This window comes from Lentzea cavernae, from assembly GCF_014653695.1.
Classification (GTDB): domain Bacteria; phylum Actinomycetota; class Actinomycetes; order Mycobacteriales; family Pseudonocardiaceae; genus Lentzea; species Lentzea cavernae.
Genome location: NZ_BNAR01000001.1, coordinates 548,049 through 567,562, shown reverse-complemented (window position 1 = coordinate 567,562; position 19,514 = coordinate 548,049). Strand labels below are relative to the sequence as shown.

15 protein-coding genes are annotated in these 19,514 nt (G+C 69.5%); 9 read left to right on the top strand and 6 right to left on the bottom strand.

Features of this window, described 5'->3' with window-relative positions:
- Window positions 1-49: 49 nt before the first annotated feature.
- A complete protein-coding gene (locus IE307_RS02560) occupies window positions 50-997 on the bottom strand; it encodes a sugar ABC transporter substrate-binding protein (protein WP_229904315.1) in 948 nt (315 codons plus the stop codon).
- A gap of 358 nt (window positions 998-1,355) precedes the next feature.
- Here IE307_RS02560 and IE307_RS02555 point away from each other — a divergent pair, with 358 nt between their 5' ends.
- The 3 genes from IE307_RS02555 to IE307_RS02545 are packed head-to-tail and all read left to right on the top strand — an operon-like array spanning window position 1,356 to window position 4,532.
- Window positions 1,356-2,702 carry an alpha/beta fold hydrolase gene (locus tag IE307_RS02555; protein ID WP_191295788.1) on the top strand — a complete coding sequence of 449 codons (1,347 nt, stop codon included), beginning with the start codon at window positions 1,356-1,358 and terminating at the stop codon, window positions 2,700-2,702.
- A gap of 22 nt (window positions 2,703-2,724) precedes the next feature.
- Window positions 2,725-3,885 carry a sensor histidine kinase gene (locus tag IE307_RS02550; protein ID WP_191295787.1) on the top strand — a complete coding sequence of 387 codons (1,161 nt, stop codon included), beginning with the start codon at window positions 2,725-2,727 and terminating at the stop codon, window positions 3,883-3,885.
- Window positions 3,882-4,532, top strand: a complete 651-nt coding sequence (locus tag IE307_RS02545; protein ID WP_191295786.1) for a response regulator — start codon at window positions 3,882-3,884, stop codon at window positions 4,530-4,532. The genes IE307_RS02550 and IE307_RS02545 overlap by 4 nt, the downstream gene beginning before the upstream one ends.
- A 67-nt stretch (window positions 4,533-4,599) precedes the next feature.
- Here IE307_RS02545 and yjfF read toward each other — a convergent pair whose 3' ends face one another.
- The 4 genes from yjfF to IE307_RS02525 all read right to left on the bottom strand — a co-directional run bounded on the left by yjfF (window position 4,600) and on the right by IE307_RS02525 (window position 9,134).
- Window positions 4,600-5,562, bottom strand: a complete 963-nt coding sequence (yjfF, locus tag IE307_RS02540; RefSeq protein WP_191295785.1) for a galactofuranose ABC transporter, permease protein YjfF — start codon at window positions 5,560-5,562, stop codon at window positions 4,600-4,602.
- A complete protein-coding gene (locus tag IE307_RS02535) occupies window positions 5,559-6,542 on the bottom strand; it encodes an ABC transporter permease (RefSeq protein WP_191295784.1) in 984 nt (327 codons plus the stop codon). The genes yjfF and IE307_RS02535 overlap by 4 nt, the downstream gene beginning before the upstream one ends.
- Window positions 6,539-8,071, bottom strand: coding sequence for a sugar ABC transporter ATP-binding protein (locus IE307_RS02530; protein WP_191295783.1), 1,533 nt, complete (start codon window positions 8,069-8,071; stop codon window positions 6,539-6,541). Before IE307_RS02530 ends, IE307_RS02535 begins: the two co-directional genes overlap by 4 nt.
- Before the next feature lie 94 nt (window positions 8,072-8,165).
- Window positions 8,166-9,134, bottom strand: coding sequence for an ABC transporter substrate-binding protein (locus IE307_RS02525; RefSeq protein ID WP_191295782.1), 969 nt, complete (start codon window positions 9,132-9,134; stop codon window positions 8,166-8,168).
- A gap of 164 nt (window positions 9,135-9,298) precedes the next feature.
- Here IE307_RS02525 and IE307_RS02520 point away from each other — a divergent pair, with 164 nt between their 5' ends.
- From IE307_RS02520 to araA, 6 genes are all read left to right on the top strand, one after another.
- Window positions 9,299-11,770 carry an alpha-L-arabinofuranosidase family protein gene (locus IE307_RS02520; protein WP_229904314.1) on the top strand — a complete coding sequence of 824 codons (2,472 nt, stop codon included), beginning with the start codon at window positions 9,299-9,301 and terminating at the stop codon, window positions 11,768-11,770.
- Window positions 11,767-13,203 (top strand): family 43 glycosylhydrolase, encoded by a 1,437-nt coding sequence (locus IE307_RS02515; RefSeq protein WP_191295780.1) that lies wholly within the window; start codon window positions 11,767-11,769, stop codon window positions 13,201-13,203. Before IE307_RS02520 ends, IE307_RS02515 begins: the two co-directional genes overlap by 4 nt.
- A gap of 108 nt (window positions 13,204-13,311) precedes the next feature.
- Window positions 13,312-14,298, top strand: a complete 987-nt coding sequence (locus tag IE307_RS02510; RefSeq protein WP_191296458.1) for a LacI family DNA-binding transcriptional regulator — start codon at window positions 13,312-13,314, stop codon at window positions 14,296-14,298.
- A gap of 450 nt (window positions 14,299-14,748) precedes the next feature.
- Window positions 14,749-16,422 carry a ribulokinase gene (araB, locus tag IE307_RS02505; protein ID WP_191296457.1) on the top strand — a complete coding sequence of 558 codons (1,674 nt, stop codon included), beginning with the start codon at window positions 14,749-14,751 and terminating at the stop codon, window positions 16,420-16,422.
- The gene (locus IE307_RS02500; protein ID WP_191295779.1) at window positions 16,422-17,075 is read left to right on the top strand and encodes an L-ribulose-5-phosphate 4-epimerase; all 654 of its coding nucleotides are present in this window, start codon (window positions 16,422-16,424) and stop codon (window positions 17,073-17,075) included. The genes araB and IE307_RS02500 overlap by 1 nt, the downstream gene beginning before the upstream one ends.
- Window positions 17,076-17,092: 17 nt before the next feature.
- Window positions 17,093-18,595 carry an L-arabinose isomerase gene (gene araA, locus IE307_RS02495; protein WP_191295778.1) on the top strand — a complete coding sequence of 501 codons (1,503 nt, stop codon included), beginning with the start codon at window positions 17,093-17,095 and terminating at the stop codon, window positions 18,593-18,595.
- On the opposite strand, the gene IE307_RS02490 is transcribed toward araA, so the two are convergent.
- Window positions 18,565-19,392: an alpha/beta fold hydrolase gene (locus IE307_RS02490; RefSeq protein ID WP_191295777.1), complete on the bottom strand. Its 828-nt coding sequence runs from the start codon at window positions 19,390-19,392 to the stop codon at window positions 18,565-18,567. The genes araA and IE307_RS02490 overlap by 31 nt on opposite strands.
- Between the last annotated feature and the right edge of the window lie 122 nt (window positions 19,393-19,514).

Below are 19,514 nucleotides of genomic sequence, written 5' to 3'. Positions count from 1 at the left end.
GTACCGCCCGGCAGAACAGCCAGAACCAAGGGGAGTGGTTGATCCGGTGTCATCCGGCGGGGTGCATCTTCCCCTGGAAGCAGGTCCGCTTCGCGACCTTCTTTTCGTCGTGCATCGCCTCCAGGGTCAGCACTGTCCTCTCTGCCAGCCGGTCGGCGTCCTGGATCACAGTGGCGCACAACGGGCTTGTGCCTTTGTCGATCAGCGCCCTGGCCTCGGCGATGCCGTCGATGCCGATCACCGCAGTGTACTGGGTGACCGTTGAGGGAGTCGACCCGATGGCGTCAACCGCGCCCAACGCCATCTCGTCGTTGGTGCAGAACACCGCGTCCAGCGGAAGTTCCCGCGAGCTGAGACGGAGGATCTGGGCACGGACGGCGTCGTGTGCGCGAGAACGCTGGAAATCGCAGTCGGACAGTTCAGTGATCGACACGTCGGGGATGGCGTTCTGCAGCACCTTGCGGCACTGCTCCTGTCTGGCGGTGTGCTCGCGACTGGCGATGATCAGCACATGAGGTCGCGTCACGCCGCGCTGCCGCAGATGCCCCACCAGCCAGGTGCCCGCCAGCTCACCGAGCTGAGCGCTCCGGTACCCGACGTACACGGCGTTGTCGGGATACTCGTGCTCGTGTTCGAACGGTTCGGCGTCGGTGAACACGACCGGGCGACCCAACGCCGTGCAGAACTCGGTCAGTGTGGTCCGCTGCTGGTCCACCGCTGTGGCAACCACGATGCCGCCCATGTAAGCCGTGCGGCGGTCCCGCACCTTGTTCAGCAAATGGGTCTGTGCGGACGCGTCGTAGTCACACGCGGGCAGTTTCAGCACCATGTCGGCGCCATCGCGGTCGAGTCTTCCGTGCAGGCGCCGGATCAGGCCGGCCAGCCAGTACTTCTGTTCGAAAGCGGGCACCACCACGAAGACCAGCCGTGCCCGCCCTGGTCTGCGGACCACCTTTCGCAGCAGTACGAGGGAAGTGGCGATCAGCGCAACGGCCACTGCCACGGACCACAGCGGCACTGAGCTCGTCAGCAGTCCGCCGCGGGCCAGCGCAACGGTTCCCGCGACGAGGAGCCCGCTCGTCACCGAAGTCACGACGGCGAAGCGCGCCGGCGTGCGATCCCGGTCGAGTAACGCCATGGGCCCAATCCTCCCGATGCCTACGAGATCGTCAGCGTCCCACAGGACAACCGGCCGGCAGTGCGAATCAGCTTGCCGCCGGCCGCCGAGCCGACCGGGTGGTTTTGTTGGAGATCAGGCCGCCGGCGACGGCTCGTGCCGATCGGGACATCGCGGTGAGCGGAATGTCTGTCGAACGGCAGACGCGCCGGTGTGATCCGGATGATCGAATCGGGGCATGAAAGCGCTGATGACGCTGTTGGCCGCGGTCGTTGTGCTCGCGGGGGGCGCAACGCCCGTCACCGCCGCCGAGGGCCTGACGTGGCGGGAGTGCCACGACGGGCTGCACTGCAGCGAAGTCGTGGTTCCCGCCGACTGGACCCGTCCGGTCGGCGGCACCCGGATCGCCGTGCCGCTGCTGAAGATCCCGGCCCGGGAGCAGAAGGCCGGTGTTCTCCTGCTCAACCCCGGAGGCCCGGGGTCGGCCATCCCCAACTTCGCGTTTCCGGGCTACCGCGACCAGTTCGCGGATCTCGCGGCGCGGTTCGACGTCGTCGTGTTCGACCCGCGTGGCATGGGCGTCGCCTGTCCGAGTCCCAACCCCGTGCCGCTGTCCTCGCCGGTGACCGAGTCCGCCCATCGCGAGTACGCCGCCGCCAACGGCCGGTTCGCGGCGGACTGCACGGAGGCGATGGGCGCGTACCGGGGGCGTCTCAACGCTCGCCATGTCGCGCACGACATGGACGCCATTCGGCGTGCGCTGGGTGAGCGCCGGCTCAACTACTTCGGCAACTCCTACGGCACGGTGTACGGGCAGTTGTACGCGGAGCTGTTCGGCCACCGCGTCGAGCGGATGTACCTGGACAGCGTGCTGGACCACACCAGGCGCGACCCGGCCGAGTGGGCTCGGGCCGGTGCCGTCGCGGCGGAGAACAACCTCCACCGGATGGCGCGGTGGTGCGCGGCCGATGCCGGCTGCGCACTGCACGGCAGGGACGTGATCGCCGTGTGGGACCGCGTGTTGTCGATGCCCGGCGTGGAGGTGTCCGCAGTCCTCAAATGGGCTGCGGCGCGGATCGGCAACGACAGGGGCCGGCCCGCGTTGGCCGCCGGACTCGCGCAGCTGGAGGCGGGCGACACGACGGTGATCACGCCGCGTCCCGGCGCGTCCGACGTCAGTCTCGCGCGGACGGCGTTCTGCGCCGACTTCCCCTTCCCAGATGACTTCTCGACCCTGAAGCGGGTGGAGGACCGGTTGCGGGCGATCGCGCCCCGGCTGGGGTGGGCGGCGGCTCCTTGGCGGGTTTCAGGGCACTGCTCGGGTGTTCCAGGAGAAGGGCTCAACCCGCCGGCCGCGTTGCCGGTGATGCCGAAGGTGCTGGTGGCGAACGGCGAGCACGATCCGTTGACCCCCGCCGAGCACGGCCGCCGGGTCGCCGCTCAGCTGGGAGGCGCGTACCTGCCCGTGGAGGGCAACCACGGTCTCTACCTCAACGGCAACGCCTGCGTCCGCGATCACGTCCACCGCTACTTCCTGGCCGGGGCGCTGCCCGCGCTGGACGCGCGGTGTGGCACACCGACCTGACCTGGCCGTGTACAACTGGGGAATGGATGACCACCGGGGGTCCGGTCCCACCGGCCACCCGGTGGGACCGCGCTCGTGGTGGTCGTTTCCACGGGGCACGCGGGAGTGCCCGGAGCGGCTTCGCAGCACCATCGGAGGCGACGCGTTGCTCGCCGGTGCGGCCGCGGTCGTCGTGTCAGTGCTCGGGTTTGTCGAACACCGCTCCGCGAGTCCGGTCGTCATGATCGCCGCATCGATCGCGGTAGCGGTTCCCTTGCTGCTTCGACGTCGTTGTCCCCTGATCACGGCGTTCGCGTCCGCTCTGATGGTGATCGTCATCGCCGTGCCGGACTGGTCCGGGCGCCTGGTCGCCATGGCCGCCTTCGGTTCCGCCGCGTACTACCGTCCCCGGCCGGCGGTGTTCGCTCTGGCCGTGGGCTGGTTCGTCGTCCTGTCGGTGGCCGGAGTTCACTCACCGACGGCCGCGACCTGCACGGACCTGCTCCTGCTCGGCCTCGCGCCGACTGCCGTCGGCTACGCCCTGCGCATGCACCGCGACCGCGCCGACCACGCTGAACGCCTCTACCGCGAAGAGACCCGCAGCGTGATCGCCGAGGAGCACGCCCGCATCGCCCGCGAGGTGCACGACGCGGTCGGCCACCACCTCACGGTGATTCGGATGCAGGCCAACGCCGTCCGGCACGTCGCCCGCTCCCTGCCGCCGGTCGCCGACCGGGCGCTGGTCACGATCGCCGAGGTTTCGGCCACCGCGCTCACCGAGATCCGCGACGTTCTGGCCGCACTGCCCACGCACGGCACCACGCTGACCGATCTGGACGCCCTGGTGAACCACGTGACCGGTCCGAACCTCATCGTGACCCTCACCAGGGACGGCCCGGCGCCGGGCGGCCTGCCGCCACTGGTCGATCACGCCGGTTACCGGTTGGCCCAGGAGGCGCTCACCAACGCGCTGCGCCACTCCGATGCGACCAGGGTGGACCTGCGCCTCCGCCACCTGCCTGACGCTGTCGTGATCACCGTGGCGGACAACGGTTCCACCACACCCGGCCCGACGGCCGACGGCACCGGGCTGCGCGGCATCGGGGAACGGACCCGGTTGCTCGGAGGAACCTTGCGGATCGAGCCGAACCGGCCCAGCGGCTGGCTCGTGGAAGCCCGGCTTCCGCTGGGGGAGGAGCGATGATCCGCACGCTGGTCGCCGACGACCAAGAACCCGCGCGGTGGGCACTGCGCCTGGTCCTCGACGCCGAACCGGACATCGAGGTGGTCGACGAGGCCGTGGACGGTGCCGAAGCCGTGGAGAAGGCCCGGTTGTCGTGCGTGGACGTGGTGGTGCTCGACATGCGGATGCCGCGGATGGACGGGGTGGCGGCCATCCGCCGGATCACCGAGTCGGTCAACCCCGCGCCCGCCGTGGTCGCGCTGACCACGTTCGACGTCGACGAGTACCTGTTCGGGGCGCTCCAGGCGGGTGCGGCGGGCTTCGTGCTCAAGGACAGCGAACCGGCGCTGCTCGTCGAGGCGGTCCGTGCGGCGTCGAGGGGTCAGGGGCTGATCGATCCGCAGGTCACCCGCCGCGCCATCCGCCGCTTCGCTCAGATCGCGCCCCGGCCCGCACCGACCGGACTGAACCTGCTCACCCCACGCGAGCTGGAGGTGCTCAGGCACGTGGCGCGCGGGCTGAGCAATGCCGAGATCGCCCATGCCCTGACCATAGGCGAAGGCACGGTCAAGACCCACGTGGCGCGCGTGCTCGCCAAACTCGGCCTGCGCACTCGCGTGCACCTGGTGATCTACGCCTACGAGCACGCCGTTCTGAGCACTTCCTGACGAGGCAGGCGAAGAATTCGGCACCTGGCACCTGGGCAGCAGGTACCTGGCAGCAGGCGGCTCCGTCTCACCGGCGAACCATGGTCCTCTGCACCGCGATGAACACCAGCAGCAGCACGCCGATCACGATCTTCGTCCACCACGAGCTGAGCGTGCCCTGGAACGAGATCAGCGTCTGGATCGTGCCGAGCACCAGCACTCCGACCAGCCCGCCGAGCACGTACCCGACCCCGCCCGCCAGCAGCGTCCCGCCGATCACGACGGCCGCGATGGCGTCGAGCTCCATGCCGACGGCGTGCAGGCCGTAGCCGGAGAGCATGTAGAGGCTGAACAGCAGCCCGGCCAGCGACGAGCACAGGCCGCTGATGACGTAGACGCCGACCTTGACGCGGGTGGTCGGCAGGCCCATCAGCAGCGCGGACGACTCGCTGCCGCCCACCGCGTAGACCGTGCGGCCGAAGCGGGTGCGGTGCAGCACGTGCATCGCCGCGGCGACGACGAGCAACGCGATCACGACGTTGTAGGTGATGGTCACGCCGCCGGGCAGTCGGATCGCCGCGGTGGCGACGTCGCGGAACGTCCTGTCCTTGATGGACACCGACTCCACGCTGATGACGAAGCACAGGCCGCGGGCGAGGAACATGCCGGCGAGCGTGACGATGAACGGCTGGATGTCGAACTTGTGGATCACCAGACCCATCAGCAGGCCCAGCGTCGAGCCGATCAGCAGCACGGCCACGATCACGAGCGACACCGGCCAGCCCGCCTGCAGACCGGACGCCGTGACCATCGTCGACAACGCGACGACCGAGCCGACGGACAGGTCGATGCCGCCGCTGAGGATCACGAACGTCATGCCGGCGGCGAGCACGATCAGGAAGGCGTTGTCGATGAACAGGTTCGCGATCACCTGACCGGACGCGAACCCGTCGTAGCGCGCCGAGCCGACGCCGAACGCGATGACGAACAACGCGACGGTCGCGAGCACCGGCAGGAACCGCGACGGCACCCGAGGGGCGAGAGTGGTCATGACGAGACGGCCACCTTCCGGAAGCTCAGTGCGGCACGGGCCTTCGGCGCCTGGACCAGGCACACGGCGATGACGACGACCGCCTTGAACACCAGCGTCACCTCGGGGGCGACGCCGATCGTGTAGACGGTGGTGGTGAGGGTCTGGATGATCAACGCTCCGAGCAGCGTGCCGGTGAGCGAGTAGCGCCCGCCGGCGAGCGAGGTGCCGCCGATGACGACGGCGAGGATCGCGTCCATCTCGATCCACAGCCCGGCGTTGTTCGCGTCGGCCGCGCTGACGTTGGAACTGATCATCAGCCCGGCGATGCCCGCGCACACGGCGGCGAACACGTAGACGGTCCAGATGATCGTCCTGGCCCGCACACCGGCGAGACGCGACGCCTCGGGGTTCACGCCGACGGCCTCGATCAGCATGCCCAGCGCGGTCTTCCTGGTCACGAACGCCACCAGCGCGAGCACGAGCAGGCTGATCAGGATCGAGGTCGGGAGCACCACGAACCCCGCGCCGACCTGCTTGTAGGCGGTGTTGTTGACCGTGACGATCTGACCTTCGGTCACGAGCATCGCCACGCCGCGGCCAGCTGTCATCAGCACGAGGGTCGCGATGATCGGCTGGATGCCGAGCCCCGCGACCAGGAACCCGTTCCACAGTCCCAGGACCGCGCACAGCACCAGCGCGATCGCCATTCCCGCAATTGCCGTACCGGCGTCGCCCGACGTTCCGATGTGGACACACGTCACGGCGCCCGCGATCGCCGCCACCGCGCCGACGGAGAGGTCGATGCCGCGGGTGGCGATCACCAGGGTCATGCCGAGGGCGATCAGCAACGTCGGCGCGCCGTTCTTCAGCACGTCGACGAGGCTGCCGTAGAGGTGGCCGTCCTGCATGCGCAGCGAGAAGAAGGACGGCGTCACGACGAGGTTGAGCAGCAAGAGCGCGACCAGCGCGAGCAGTGGCCACAGCAGCCGGTTCTTCACGACACCACCTTCTCCGGCGCGGCCCCGCCCGCGATCAGTTCGACGACCTCGTCCACGCCGGTGGTCGAGCCGTCCAGTTCGGCGATCTTGCGGCGGTCGCGCAGCACGACGATGCGGTCCGAGATGCGCACGACCTCCTCCAGTTCCGCCGAGATGAACAGGACCGCGGTGCCCTCCGCGGCCAGCGTCGTGACGAGTTGCTGGATCTGGGCCTTGGCGCCGATGTCGATGCCGCGCGTCGGCTCGTCCAGGATCAGCAGCCTCGGTTCGGTGACGAGCCAGCGCGCCAGGAGGACCTTCTGCTGGTTGCCGCCGGACAGGGTGCGCACCAGGGCGTCCGGGTTGGCCGGCCTGATGTCCAGCGCCTTCAGGTACTTCTCGACCAGCTGGTCCTTGGTCCTGCGCGGCAGCGGGCGGGTCCAGCCCCGTGCCGCCTGCATCGCGAGCACCAGGTTGTCGCGGATCGAGAGGTCCGCGACGAGGCCCTCGCCCTTGCGGTCCTCGGAGCTGAACGCGATGCCCGCCGCGATCGCCGAACGGGGGCCGCGCAGGCGCAGCGGAGCGCCGTCGACGAGCAGCCTGCCGGAGTCGGCGCGGTCGGCGCCGAAGAGCAGCCGGGCGAGTTCGGTGCGGCCGGAGCCGAGCAGACCGGCGAGGCCGACGACCTCGCCCGCGCGGATCTCCAGGTCGAACGGGTCGATGGCCCCGCGCCGGCCGAGTCCCGACGCGTGCACCAGCACCGGTCCGTCGGGGTGGCGTTTCTCCGCGGCGTCCTCGATCGCCTCCAGCGCGCCGAGGTCGCGGCCGATCATCTGGGCGATGAGCGTGCGCCGGTCCACGTCCGCGGTGAGGTGCTCGCCGACGAGAGCACCGTTGCGCAGCACCGTCATCCGGTCGGAGATCTCGTAGACCTGGTCGAGGAAGTGCGACACGAACAGGATCGCCACGCCCTCGTCGCGCAGCACGCGCATGATCCGGAACAGCTCGGCGACCTCACCGGCGTCCAGGCTGGACGTCGGTTCGTCCAGCACCAGGACGCGGCAGTCGATCGCGATCGCGCGGGCGATGGCGACGAGTTGCTGCACGGCGATCGGGTGTTCACCGAGGCTCGACGCCGGGTCGATGTGCACGCCTATGCGGGCGAGCACCTCCTTGGCGCGCTTGCGCATCGCCGGGAAGTCGATGCCGCCGAACCTCCTCGGTTCGCGGCCCAGCAGGATGTTCTCCGCGACCGTGAGGTTCGCGCAGAGGTTGACCTCCTGGTACACCGTGCTGATCCCGGCGTGCTGGGCCTCGCCGGGCGAGGTGAACGCGACCTCGTCGCCGCCCAGCACGACCTGTCCGCCGTCGGGGCGGTGCACGCCGGTCAGGGTCTTGATGAGGGTGGACTTCCCGGCGCCGTTCTCGCCCATGAGGGCGTGCACCTCGCCGGGGAACAGCCGGAAGTCGACGTCCTGCAACGCCTTCACGCCGGGAAACGCGAGGCTGATGCCCCGCATCTCGACGACGGGTGGCGGCGATTCGGTCATGGGCTCTGGCCTTTTTCGCTGGGCTGCGGGGCCCGTCACCCGGATGCGCGTCCATGACGGGCCCCGCAGGGCTCAAGGGTTCTTCCTGCGGTTGTCAGTACTGGCGCTGGGGGAGTGCGGCCTTCGCCTGCTCCTGCGTGAACGTGCCCTCCTCGGTCACGACCCGGGCAGGCACCTCCTCGCCGGCCACGACCTTCTTCGTGAGCTCCATCAACTGCCTGCCCAGCAACGGGTTGCACTCGACGATGAAGTTGATCTCACCGTTGGCCAGCGCCGTCATGCCGTCCTTCACCGCGTCCACGGTGATGATCTTGATGTCCTTGCCGGGCACCTTGCCCGCCGCCTTGATCGCCTCGATGGCGCCCAGGCCCATGTCGTCGTTGTGCGCGTACACCACGTCGATCTTCGACTGGGACTTGAGGAACGCCTCCATGACCTGCTTGCCGCCGGACCGGGTGAAGTCACCGGTCTGCGACGCGACGACCTTGATGTCGGACTTGGAGGCGATCTTCTCCTCGAAGCCCTTCTTGCGGTCGATCGCCGGGGCGGCGCCGGTGGTGCCCTGCAGCTCCACCACGTTCGTCGGGCCGGAGGCGTTGGCCACCAGCCAGTCGCCCGCCTTGCGGCCCTCCTCGACGAAGTCGGAACCGAGGAAGGTCTTGTAGAGCGAGGTGTCGTCCGAGTCGATCGAGCGGTCGGTGAGGATCACCGGGATGTTGGCGCGCTTGGCTTCCAGCAGCACCGTGTCCCAGCCCGTCTCGACGACGGGGCTGAACGCGATCACCGACACCTTCTGCTGGATGTAGGAGCGGATCGCCTTGATCTGGTTCTCCTGCTTCTGCTGCGCGTCGGAGAACTTCAGGTCGACCCCGGCCGCCTTGGCCTCGTCCTGGATCGACTTGGTGTTGGCGGTGCGCCAGCCGCTCTCGGCGCCCACCTGGGCGAAGCCCATCGTGATGGTGCCGCCGGACGAGGCGGTGCCCCCACCGCCGCCTCCCGAGCCGCACGCGGTGAGCGCGCTCAGCAGGACCACGCCGGCAACTGTCGTGATCTTCTTCAGCACTTGGGGTTCCTCCGGTGTGACGACGGTGTCGCGGAGCCTGACCGCCTGTCCGCGGTTGTCAGGTGGACAAGAGTGAACGCTCACAACTGCTGCGTCAAGGCCTTGCTAGTAACGAGTACGCAGCCCTATGTTAACGCTCACTTCCGAGCTTGGGGAGGAACCCTGTGTCCCGCAAGCACGTCCTGCTGAGCGCCGCACTCGCGGCATCCCTGCTGGTCGCCGTTCCCGGATCCGGGGCGGCCGCCGAGACCGACTACACGCTCAAGGTCGACACCACGAAGAAGGGCCCGTCCATCGACGACTCGATGTACGGCGTGTTCTTCGAGGACATCAACCGCGCCGCCGACGGCGGCCTGTACGCGGAGCTCGTGCAGAACCGCTCGTTCGAGTACGACCCCGCGGACAACGCGGGCTACCACGGCCTGACGTCCTGGGCGCCGCACAGCGGCACGGTCGACGTCGCCGACGACACCGGTCGCCTGAACGAGCGCAACCGCCGCTACCTGAAGCTGGGCCTGCCCGCCGGCGTGATCAACTCCGGCTACAACAGCGGGATCGCCGTGAAGGAGGGCCAGCGCTACGACTTCTCCGTCTGGGCACGCACCGACCAGGCGAGCACCGCGGTCACCGCCACCGTCACCGATCCCGCCGGAACCGCTCTCGGCGACCCGGTGAAGGTCCAGGTCCGCGGTGACGGCTGGGCCTGGTACACCGGGACGATCCGCGCGAAGAAGTCCACGACCACGGGCCGGCTCCTGGTCACCGGCGCCGGCGCGGGGACCCTGCGCCTCGACATGATCTCGTTGCTGCCGCAGGACACCTTCAAGGGCCACGGACTGCGCCGCGACCTCGCCGAGAAGGTCGCCGCCCTGAAGCCGGGCTTCGTCCGGTTCCCCGGCGGCTGCCTGGTCAACACCGGCAGCCACTACGGCTACGACGCGCCGAACTTCGAACGCCGCCGCTCGTACCAGTGGAAGGACACCATCGGCCCGGTCGAGCAGCGCGCCACGAACTGGAACTTCTGGGGCTACAACCAGTCCTACGGCCTCGGCTACTACGAGTACTTCCAGTTCTCCGAGGACGTCGGCGCCATGCCGCTGCCCGTCGTGCCCGCGCTCGTCACCGGCTGCGGCCAGAACCGCGCCACGGACGACCCGGCTTTGCTGCAGCGGCACATCCAGGACACGCTCGACCTCGTCGAGTTCGCGAACGGTCCGGCCGACTCCGTGTGGGGCCGCAAGCGCGCCGAGATGGGCCACCCCAAGCCGTTCAAGCTCACGCACCTTGCCGTCGGCAACGAGGAGAACCTGCCCGACGAGTTCATGGCGCGCTTCACGCAGTTCCGCGACGCCATCAACGCGAGGTACCCGGACATCACCGTCGTCAGCAACTCCGGCCCCGACGACACCGGCGGCACGTTCGACCGCCTGTGGCAGCTCAACAGGCAGGCCGGCGTGAAGATGGTCGACGAGCACTACTACAACAGCCCGAGCTGGTTCCTGGAGAACAACAACCGCTACGACTCCTACGACCGCAACGGTCCCAAGGTGTTCCTCGGTGAATACGCCTCGCAGGACAACAAGTTCTACAACGCGCTGAGCGAAGCGGCGTTCATGACCGGGCTCGAACGCAACGCCGACGTCGTGAAGCTCGCCTCGTACGCGCCGCTGCTGGCGAACGAGGACTACGTGCAGTGGCGCCCGGACATGATCTGGTTCAACAACCACGCCTCGTGGGGTTCGGCCAGCTACGAGGTCCAGAAGCTCTTCATGAACAACGTCGGCGACCACGTGGTGCCGAGCACCGCGTCCGCCACGCCGTCCACCCAGGCGCCGATCACGGGTGCGATCGGGCTTTCGACGTGGGCCACCGCCGCGACCTACGACGATGTGAACGTGGCCAACGCCTCCGGGCAGTCGTTGTTCAGCGACGACTTCTCCGGCACCGACGCCAAGTGGACGAAGTCGGGCCGCGGCGCGTGGAACGTCGTGAACGGCGCCTACGTCCAGTCCGACGCGGCGGCGGAGGACACGCTCGTCACGGCGGGGGACAGGACCTGGCGCGATTACACGCTGAACCTCAAGGCCACCAAGCAGTCCGGGCGCGAGGGCTTCCTCGTCGCGTTCGGCGTGCAGGACACCGGCAACTACTACTGGTGGAACCTCGGCGGCTGGAACAACACCCAGTCGGCCGTGGAGAAGGCCGTCGGCGGCGGTAAGAGCACGCTCATCTCCAACGGCACGAGCATCGAGACCGGCCGCACCTACGACGTGCGGGTCGAGGTCCGCGGACGCCACGTCGCGTTGTTCCTCGACGGCCAGAAGTGGGGCGAGTTCACCGACGACGAGCTCGCCGAGCCGTTCCGCCAGGTCGTCACCCGCGATCTCGCCACCGGCGAGCTGGTCGTGAAGGTGGTCAACGCCCAGGACAACGCCGCCCGCACGCGCATCGACCTCGGCGTCCCGGTGGTGCCGACGGCGCGTGCGACGGTGCTGCAGGGCCGTGCCGACGACGTGAACAGCGAGTTCACCCAGCCGATCCGCCCCCGCCTCGAGCAGGTGCGGGTGGGCAGCAGCTTCACGCACACGTTCCCGCCGAACTCCGTCACGTTCCTCCGGATCAGGAGCCGCTCGTGATCAACCGACGATCTCTGCTGGCCACCGGCGGCGTTCTCGCCGCGACCGGGGTGCTCACCTCCGCCGCGCCCGCCGCCACCGCCGCCGGACCTCCGGCGGAGCTGCCGACCCGCAACCCGCTCGTCGAGCAGCGCGCCGACCCGTTCATCACGCCGCCGACCGACGGCATGTACTACCTGACGGGGTCCGTGCCGGAGTACGACCGCGTCGTGATCCGCGGTGCGTCCACTCTGGACGGACTGTCCGCCGCCCGTGAGCGCACCATCTGGCGGCGCCCGTCGTCGGGTGTGATGGGCGGCTACATCTGGGCGCCGGAGCTGCACCGCATCGACGGCAGGTGGTACGTCTACTTCGCCGCGGGGGACAAGGACGAGCCGTTCCGCATCCGCACCTACGTGCTGGAGTCCCCGAACGCCGACCCGCGGCAGGACGGCTGGGTGCTGCGCGGTCAGATGGTGACGGCGTGGGACACGTTCACACTGGACGCGACCACCTTCGCGCACCGCGGCAAGCGCTACTTCCTGTGGGCGCAGAGCGAGCCCGGCATCGCCACGAACTCGAACCTCTACATCGCGGAGATGGCCTCGCCGCTGGCGTTGAAGACCGCCCCGGTGCGCATCGCGACGCCCACGCTGCCGTGGGAGGTGCAGGGCTTCAAGGTCAACGAGGGACCGGCGGTGCTGATCCGCAACGGCCGGGTGTTCGTGACGTTCTCCGCGAGCGCGACCGACGCCCGGTACTGCATGGGCCTGCTGACCGCCGACGAGAACGCGAACCTCCTGGACGCGCGGTCGTGGACGAAGTCGCCGAACCCGGTGTTCACGACGAACGCGGCGACCTCGCAGTACGGGCCGGGGCACAACTCGTTCACCACAGCGGGTTCCGCGGACGTGCTCGTCTACCACGCCCGCGACTACCGCGACATCACCGGTGATCCGCTGTTCGACCCGAACCGCCACACCCGCGTGCAACGGCTGCACTGGAACGCGGACGGCACGCCGTCGTTCGGCGTGCCCGTGGGGCGTGGCGGGCCGATCACGCGGCTGTCGCCTTTGGACGCGCCGTCGCTCGTGGTGCGGCACCACGAGTACCGCCTGCGGGTCGACGGCAACGTCCGGGACCTCGGCGACAGCCAGTTCCGCTTCGCACCGGGATTTCTGGGTGCCGGCACGGTCGCTCTGCAGTCGGTGAACTTCCCGGACCGGTACGTGCGCGTCGACGGGGACGTGATCCGCATCGACCCGTTCGAGGACACCGACGCCTACGGCCGTGCGGCGAGTTTCGTTCGCGTTCCCGGGCTTTCCGACGGTGGCGCGGTTTCGCTGCGTGTCGGCGCGGACACGTATCTCGCTCACGACAACGGTCGTGTCGTGGTGTCCAAACCGGGCAACGACCGCGACGCGCGCCGACGTGCCACATTCCGCCTCGAATGAGTGGACAATGAGCACTGCATCGAAGCCGACCTGGTGTTATCGCTAACATCACCGGCGCAGATCAAGGATCGGAGACCGCTAGTGGAGAAGACCTCGCGTGACCCCGCGATGACCGATGTCGCACGACTCGCCGGGGTGTCGCACCAGACGGTCTCGCGTGTGCTCAACAACCACCCGAACGTCCGCGAGCAGACCCGCCTGCGCGTGAAGGCGGCCATCAAGGAACTCGACTACCGCCCCAACCGCGCCGCCAGGGCACTGGTCACCGGCAAGACGCAGCTCATCGGCGTCGTCGCCCAGAACTCGACGCTCTACGGCCCGGCCTCCCTGCTGTCCGCCTTCGAGGAGGCGGCGGGCGAGGCCGGGTTCGCGGTGAGCGTCGGCAGGGTCAAGGTCCTCGACCGCGACTCCATCGCCGCGGCCGTGGAACGCCACCGCGACCAGCGCGTGGCGGGCATCGTGGTGATAGCCCCGAACTCCTCGGCGGCCGACGCCCTGGCCGACGTCCCCGCCGGCGTCCCCCTCGTCACCGTCGACGGCGACCCCGACCGCCCGACCCCGCTGGTCACCGTCGACCAGGCGATGGGCGCGTTCGAAGCCACGAAGCACCTCATCGACGTGGGCCACGAGACGGTGTGGCACGTCTCCGGCCCCGCCGACTGGTTCGACGCGGCAGGCCGGGTCGACGGCTGGCGCTCGGCCCTCGACGCCACCAGCGCCGAGGTCCCACCGGTCGTGGCAGCCGACTGGAGCGCCGCCTCCGGCTACCGCGCCGGCCAGATGCTGGCCAGGATGCCCGAGGTCACGGCCGTGTTCTGCTCGAACGACCACCTCGCCCTCGGCGTGCTGCGCGCGATGAGCGAACGCGGCAAGAACGTCCCGCACGACGTCAGCGTCGTGGGCTTCGACGACGTTCCCGAGGCCGCCTACTTCATCCCACCGCTCACCACCGTCCGCCCCGACTTCGCCGCCGTCGCCCACGAGACCCTCGGCCTGCTGCTCGAGCAGATCAGCGACGGCGAGACCACCCGGCCGCGGCGCACGGTGGCGCCGACGCTGGTGAAGCGGAACAGCGTGGCCCCGCCGCCCCGCTAGCCACCGCGGCCGTGCCGCCCGCCGGTCGGGTGGCGGCTGGCTGACGGTAGTACTGCTGCAGGGGCTCCGGCTGTGGTGCTCGCTGGTCGTCGGTCGGTGTGGCTGGTGATGGACCGGGTGGGCGGCGCGAGGGCTCGTGTCCGCGACGCTCAGCGGGTGACGCGGCGGCTGACGTGACGCTCGCCGAGCGTCGCGGCCGGTGACGTGGCGCGCCGTGCTCGGCTGCATCCGTGGCCGGCCCGCCAGGGGCGAGGCCCGCGGCCCTCCAGCGCACCACGACCGAGCCCACCGACTCGCCGCGGCGGAGCCCGTCGGCCGACCACCCCGCAGCGGTCTTCGTTGTCGTGCGCTCACCTTCGCGCACAATCCCGTGTCCGCAGGGAAATCACGATGTATCGGGTGCATCTTGACTCGCAGATTGTTAGCGATAACACTCAGGTCGTGACTGACATGACGATCGACCGCGACGCGTGCGTGGTGGGTGTCGACTTCGGCACGCTGTCCGGCCGCGCCGTGGTCGTGCGCGTCCGCGACGGAGCCGAGCTCGGCACCGCTGTGCACGATTACCGCCACGGAGTGGTGGACCAGGTTCTGCCCGCCACAGGCAAGCCGTTGCCGCCGGAGTGGGCGCTGCAGGTCCCGGCCGACTACCTCGACGTCCTGCGCACCGCCGTCCCGCAGGCCGTCGAGGCGGCCGGGATCTCCGCGGAGCAGGTGATCGGCATCGGCACGGACTTCACCGCGTGCACGATGGTGCCGGTCACGGCCGACGGCACGCCGTTGTGCGATCTGCCGGAGTTCGCGGAGAACCCGCACGCCTACGTGAAGCTGTGGCGCCACCACGCGGCCCAGCCGCAGGCGGACCGCGTCAACGAGCTGGCCCGGCAGCGCACGGAGCCGTGGCTCGCGCGCTACGGCGGGCTCATCTCCTCGGAGTGGGAGTTCGCCAAGGGCCTGCAGGTGCTGGAGGAGGCGCCCGAGGTCTACGCGGCCATGGAGCACTGGGTCGAGGCGGCGGACTGGATCGTCTGGCAGCTCACCGGCACGTACACGCGCAACGCCTGCACCGCCGGCTACAAGGGCATCCACCAGGACGGCGCGTACCCGGCGGAGGAGTTCCTCAGCGAGCTGAACCCCGCCTTCTCCACGTTCGTCAGCGCCAAGCTCGACCACCCGTTGTCCGCGCTCGGTGACAAGGCGGGCACCCTCACCGCTCAGGCCGCCGGGTGGACCGGGCTCCGGGAAGGCATCGCCGTCGCGGTCGGCAACGTCGACGCGCACGTCACGGCGCCCGCCGCGCAGGCCGTGGAGCCGGGGCAGATGGTCGCGATCATGGGCACCTCCACGTGCCACGTCATGAGCGGCGACGTGCTGCGCGAGGTGCCGGGCATGTGCGGTGTCGTCGACGGCGGCATCGTGCCGGGGCTGTGGGGGTACGAGGCCGGGCAGAGCGGCGTCGGCGACATCTTCGCGTGGTTCCTGCGCAACCAGGTGCCGCCGAGCTACCACGAGGAGGCGGCGGAGCGCGGCATCACCGTGCACGAGCTGCTCTCGGAACTGGCGGCGCGGCAGGACGTCGGCGAGCACGGGCTCGTCGCGCTCGACTGGCACAGCGGCAACAGGTCGGTGCTCGTCGACCACGAGCTGTCCGGTGTGGTCGTCGGGCAGACGCTCGCGACGAAGGCGGAGGACGTCTACCGCGCGCTGCTCGAGGCAACGGCGTTCGGCACGCGGGTCATCGTCGACACCTTCACCGACGCGGGCGTCCCGGTCACCGAGCTCGTGATCGCGGGCGGTCTCACCAAGAACCAGTTGCTCATGCAGATCTACGCAGACGTCCTGGACCTGCCGCTGTCGGTGATCGGCTCGGCCCAGGGACCCGCGCTCGGATCGGCGATGCACGCCGCGGTTGCCGCGGACGCCTATGTGGACATCCGCGCGGCGGCCGCCGAGATGGGATCGGTGCGCCGCAACGTGTTCCTGCCGAACCAGAAGAACGTCGAGGCCTACGAAAGGCTCTTCCTCGACTACCAGGAGCTGCACGACTACTTCGGCCGGGGTGCCAACGATGTCATGCACCGGCTGCGCGGATACCGCCGTGCCGCCCTGGAGGGGAAGAGCTGATGTCGCCCACCGCGGAGCTGCGCCGCACGGTCGCCGAACTCCACCGCGAGCTGACCCGCTACGAGCTGGTGAGCTGGACGGCGGGCAACGTCTCGGCACGCGTGCCCGGCCACGACCTGATGGTGATCAAGCCGTCCGGGGTGTCCTACGACGAGCTGGGTCCGCACGCGATGGTCGTGACGGACCTGCACGGCACGCTCAAGGAAGGCGAGCTGGCGCCGTCGAGCGACACCGCGGCGCACGCGTACGTGTACCGGCACATGCCGGACGTCGGCGGTGTGGTGCACACGCATTCTCCCTACGCCACAGCGTGGGCGGCGCGCGGTGAGCCCATCCCGTGCGTGCTCACGATGATCGCGGACGAGTTCGGCGGCGACATCCCCGTCGGGCCGTTCGCGCTGATCGGCGACGACTCGATCGGCAAGGGCATCGTGGACACCCTGAGCACCAGCAGGTCGAAGGCCGTGCTGATGCGCAACCACGGCCCGTTCACCGTCGGCGAGACGGCCCTCAAGGCCGTGAAGGCCGCGGTGTTGCTGGAGGACGTCGCCCGCACCGTCCACTTCGCACTCCAGCTCGGCAAGCCCGACGTGATCGACAAAGAGCACGTCGACCGGCTCTACGAGCGCTACCAGAACGTTTACGGCCAGTGAGCCCAGAAGGAGAGCACATGGCGGACAAGCCCCAGATCTGGTTCCTCACCGGCAGCCAGCACCTCTACGGCCCCGAGACGCTCGACCAGGTCGCGGCCCAGTCCCAGCAGATCCAGCGGATGCTCACCGACTCCGGCCGGATCAGCGCGGAGATCGTGTGGAAGCCGGTGCTGACCGACTCCGGCGCCATCCGCGCGGTCATGCAGGAGGCGAACAACGACCCGTCGTGCGTCGGCGTGATCGCGTGGATGCACACGTTCTCCCCGGCGAAGATGTGGATCACCGGGCTGGACCTGCTCCGCAAACCGTTGCTGCACCTGCACACGCAGCTCAACGAGGCGCTGCCGTGGTCCACCATCGACATGGACTTCATGAACCTCAACCAGGCCGCGCACGGCGACCGCGAGTTCGCCTACGTGCAGACCAGGATCGGGGTGGCGCGCAAGACGGTCGCGGGCCACGCGAGTGATCCCGTGGTGGCCGAGCGGATCGACGGCTGGGCCCGCGCCGCCGCCGGTGTCGCGCACCTGCGCGGCCTGAAGCTCGCCCGTTTCGGCGACAACATGCGCGACGTCGCCGTGACCGAGGGCGACAAGGTCGAGGCGGAGCTGCGGTTCGGCGTCTCGGTCAACACCTACGGCGTCAACGACCTCGTGGCCGTGGTCGACGCGGTGCCCGACGCCCGCATCGACCTCCTCGTCGCCGACTACGCGGAGGCGTACCGGCTCTCCGGCGAGCTGGCGCGCGGGGGAGAGCGGCACGAGTCCCTGCGCTACGCCGCCCGCATCGAGATCGGCCTCAGGTCCTTTTTGGACGACGGCGGTTTCGGCGCGTTCACCACGAACTTCCAGGACCTCGGCGGGCTGCGGCAGCTGCCGGGCCTCGCCGTGCAACGGCTGATGGCGGACGGCTACGGCTTCGGCGGTGAGGGCGACTGGAAGACCTCCGCCCTGCTCGCCGCCGTGAAGGCGATGAGCACCGGCACCGGCCGCGGCACGTCGTTCATGGAGGACTACACCTACCACTTCGGGCCGGGCGAGCCGAAGATCCTCGGTGCGCACATGCTGGAGGTCTGCCCGACGATCGCCGCGGACCAGCCGTCCTGCGAGATCCACCCGCTGGGCATCGGCGACCGGGAGGACCCGGTGCGGCTGGTGTTCGACGCGGCACCCGGCCCCGCCGTCGTGGTCGGCCTGGCCGACATGGGCGACAGGTTCCGCTTGGTGGCCAACGAGGTCACGGTCGTGCCGCCGGACGAGCCGCTGCCGAAGCTGCCGGTCGCGCGGGCGGTGTGGAAGCCGGCGCCGTCGCTCTCGACGTCCGCCGAGTGCTGGCTCACCGCGGGCGGCCCGCACCACACGGTGATGACGCAGGCCGTCGGAGCCGAGGTGCTGCGGGACTTCGCGCAGATGGCCGCCACGGAGCTGGTGCTGATCGACTCCGCGACGACTCCCGCGTCGTTCACCGACCGGTTGCGCTGGAACTCCGCCTACCACCGCCTGGCGCTGGGGATCAGCTGACGCGCGTGGAACTCGGCGATCTGCCGCCACATCGCGACGGGGTTGGAGTACATGGGGAGCTGCCCGCTGTGCGGGATCTCCGCGAGCTCCACCCCGTTCGCGTCCAGCAGCGGCAGGTAGGAGAGGCCCGCGCACTGCTCGCCGTAGAGGTACATCCGCGGGCAGGGCAGTGAGAGGAACTTCCGCAGCAGGTTGCCGTGGTCGGCGAGCTCGACCATGGACCGGAAGAAGTTGGACACCGCGCCGCGGCGGACCTTGCCGGGGAGGTTCGCCGCGTACAGGCCGCCGCCGTAACAGGCCGATTCACGGCTGCGTTCGGCGAGCTTGAAGAGGAAGTCGCCGGGATCGCGGTGGTTCAGCGCCTCCCTGCTCAGCACGCAGTCCTCGGGTGCGAGCACGCCCTTGATGTTCACGAAGCTCAGCACCCGCCCAGGTTCCTTGTGCGCCAGCAGGAGCGCGGTCAGCGCGCCGGTCGAGTGAGCGACGACGTGGAACCGGCCGATGCCCGCTCGTTCCAGCACCGCGCGGGCGGTCTCCACCAGGAACGGCTGGTCGATCGCCCCCAGGTCGGCGCACTCCGTCGAGCCGCACCCCGGTGCGTCGTAGGCGAGGAACGGGCGCCCCGCGAACTCGTGCCGGTGGGTGATGTCGAGGTAGTCCTCCTTGCTCGTGCCGAAGCCGTGCAGGAGTAGGACCGGATCACCCGAGCCCTCGCGGCGCACGGACGCGATCTTGAGGTTCACCCCGTGGACGCGAAGCGGAAGCTGCTCGTGGACGACGCTGGCTGCCGATGGCATGGCTGTTCCCCGGTTCTTCGCAGGTGCGGGACTGCGGAATGATCAGTGAGCATGCCAGCGGCTGTGAACGCTCACAAGTAGTTGAACCTTTCATTTTCCCGGTCCGTATTCCCTCTTGCCGG

Bases quoted from the DNA above. Each gene is read 5' to 3' on its own strand.
- IE307_RS02510 (WP_191296458.1), top strand. From the start codon at position 13,312: ATGACCGATGTCGCACGACTCGCCGGGGTGTCGCACCAGACGGTCTCG.
- IE307_RS02500 (WP_191295779.1), top strand. From the start codon at position 16,422: ATGTCGCCCACCGCGGAGCTGCGCCGCACGGTCGCCGAACTCCACCGC.
- IE307_RS02555 (WP_191295788.1), top strand. From the start codon at position 1,356: ATGAAAGCGCTGATGACGCTGTTGGCCGCGGTCGTTGTGCTCGCGGGG.
- IE307_RS02490 (WP_191295777.1), bottom strand. From the start codon at position 19,392: ATGCCATCGGCAGCCAGCGTCGTCCACGAGCAGCTTCCGCTTCGCGTC.
- IE307_RS02530 (WP_191295783.1), bottom strand. From the start codon at position 8,071: ATGACCGAATCGCCGCCACCCGTCGTCGAGATGCGGGGCATCAGCCTC.
- yjfF (WP_191295785.1), bottom strand. From the start codon at position 5,562: ATGACCACTCTCGCCCCTCGGGTGCCGTCGCGGTTCCTGCCGGTGCTC.
- IE307_RS02550 (WP_191295787.1), top strand. From the start codon at position 2,725: ATGGATGACCACCGGGGGTCCGGTCCCACCGGCCACCCGGTGGGACCG.
- IE307_RS02545 (WP_191295786.1), top strand. From the start codon at position 3,882: ATGATCCGCACGCTGGTCGCCGACGACCAAGAACCCGCGCGGTGGGCA.
- araB (WP_191296457.1), top strand. From the start codon at position 14,749: ATGACGATCGACCGCGACGCGTGCGTGGTGGGTGTCGACTTCGGCACG.
- araA (WP_191295778.1), top strand. From the start codon at position 17,093: ATGGCGGACAAGCCCCAGATCTGGTTCCTCACCGGCAGCCAGCACCTC.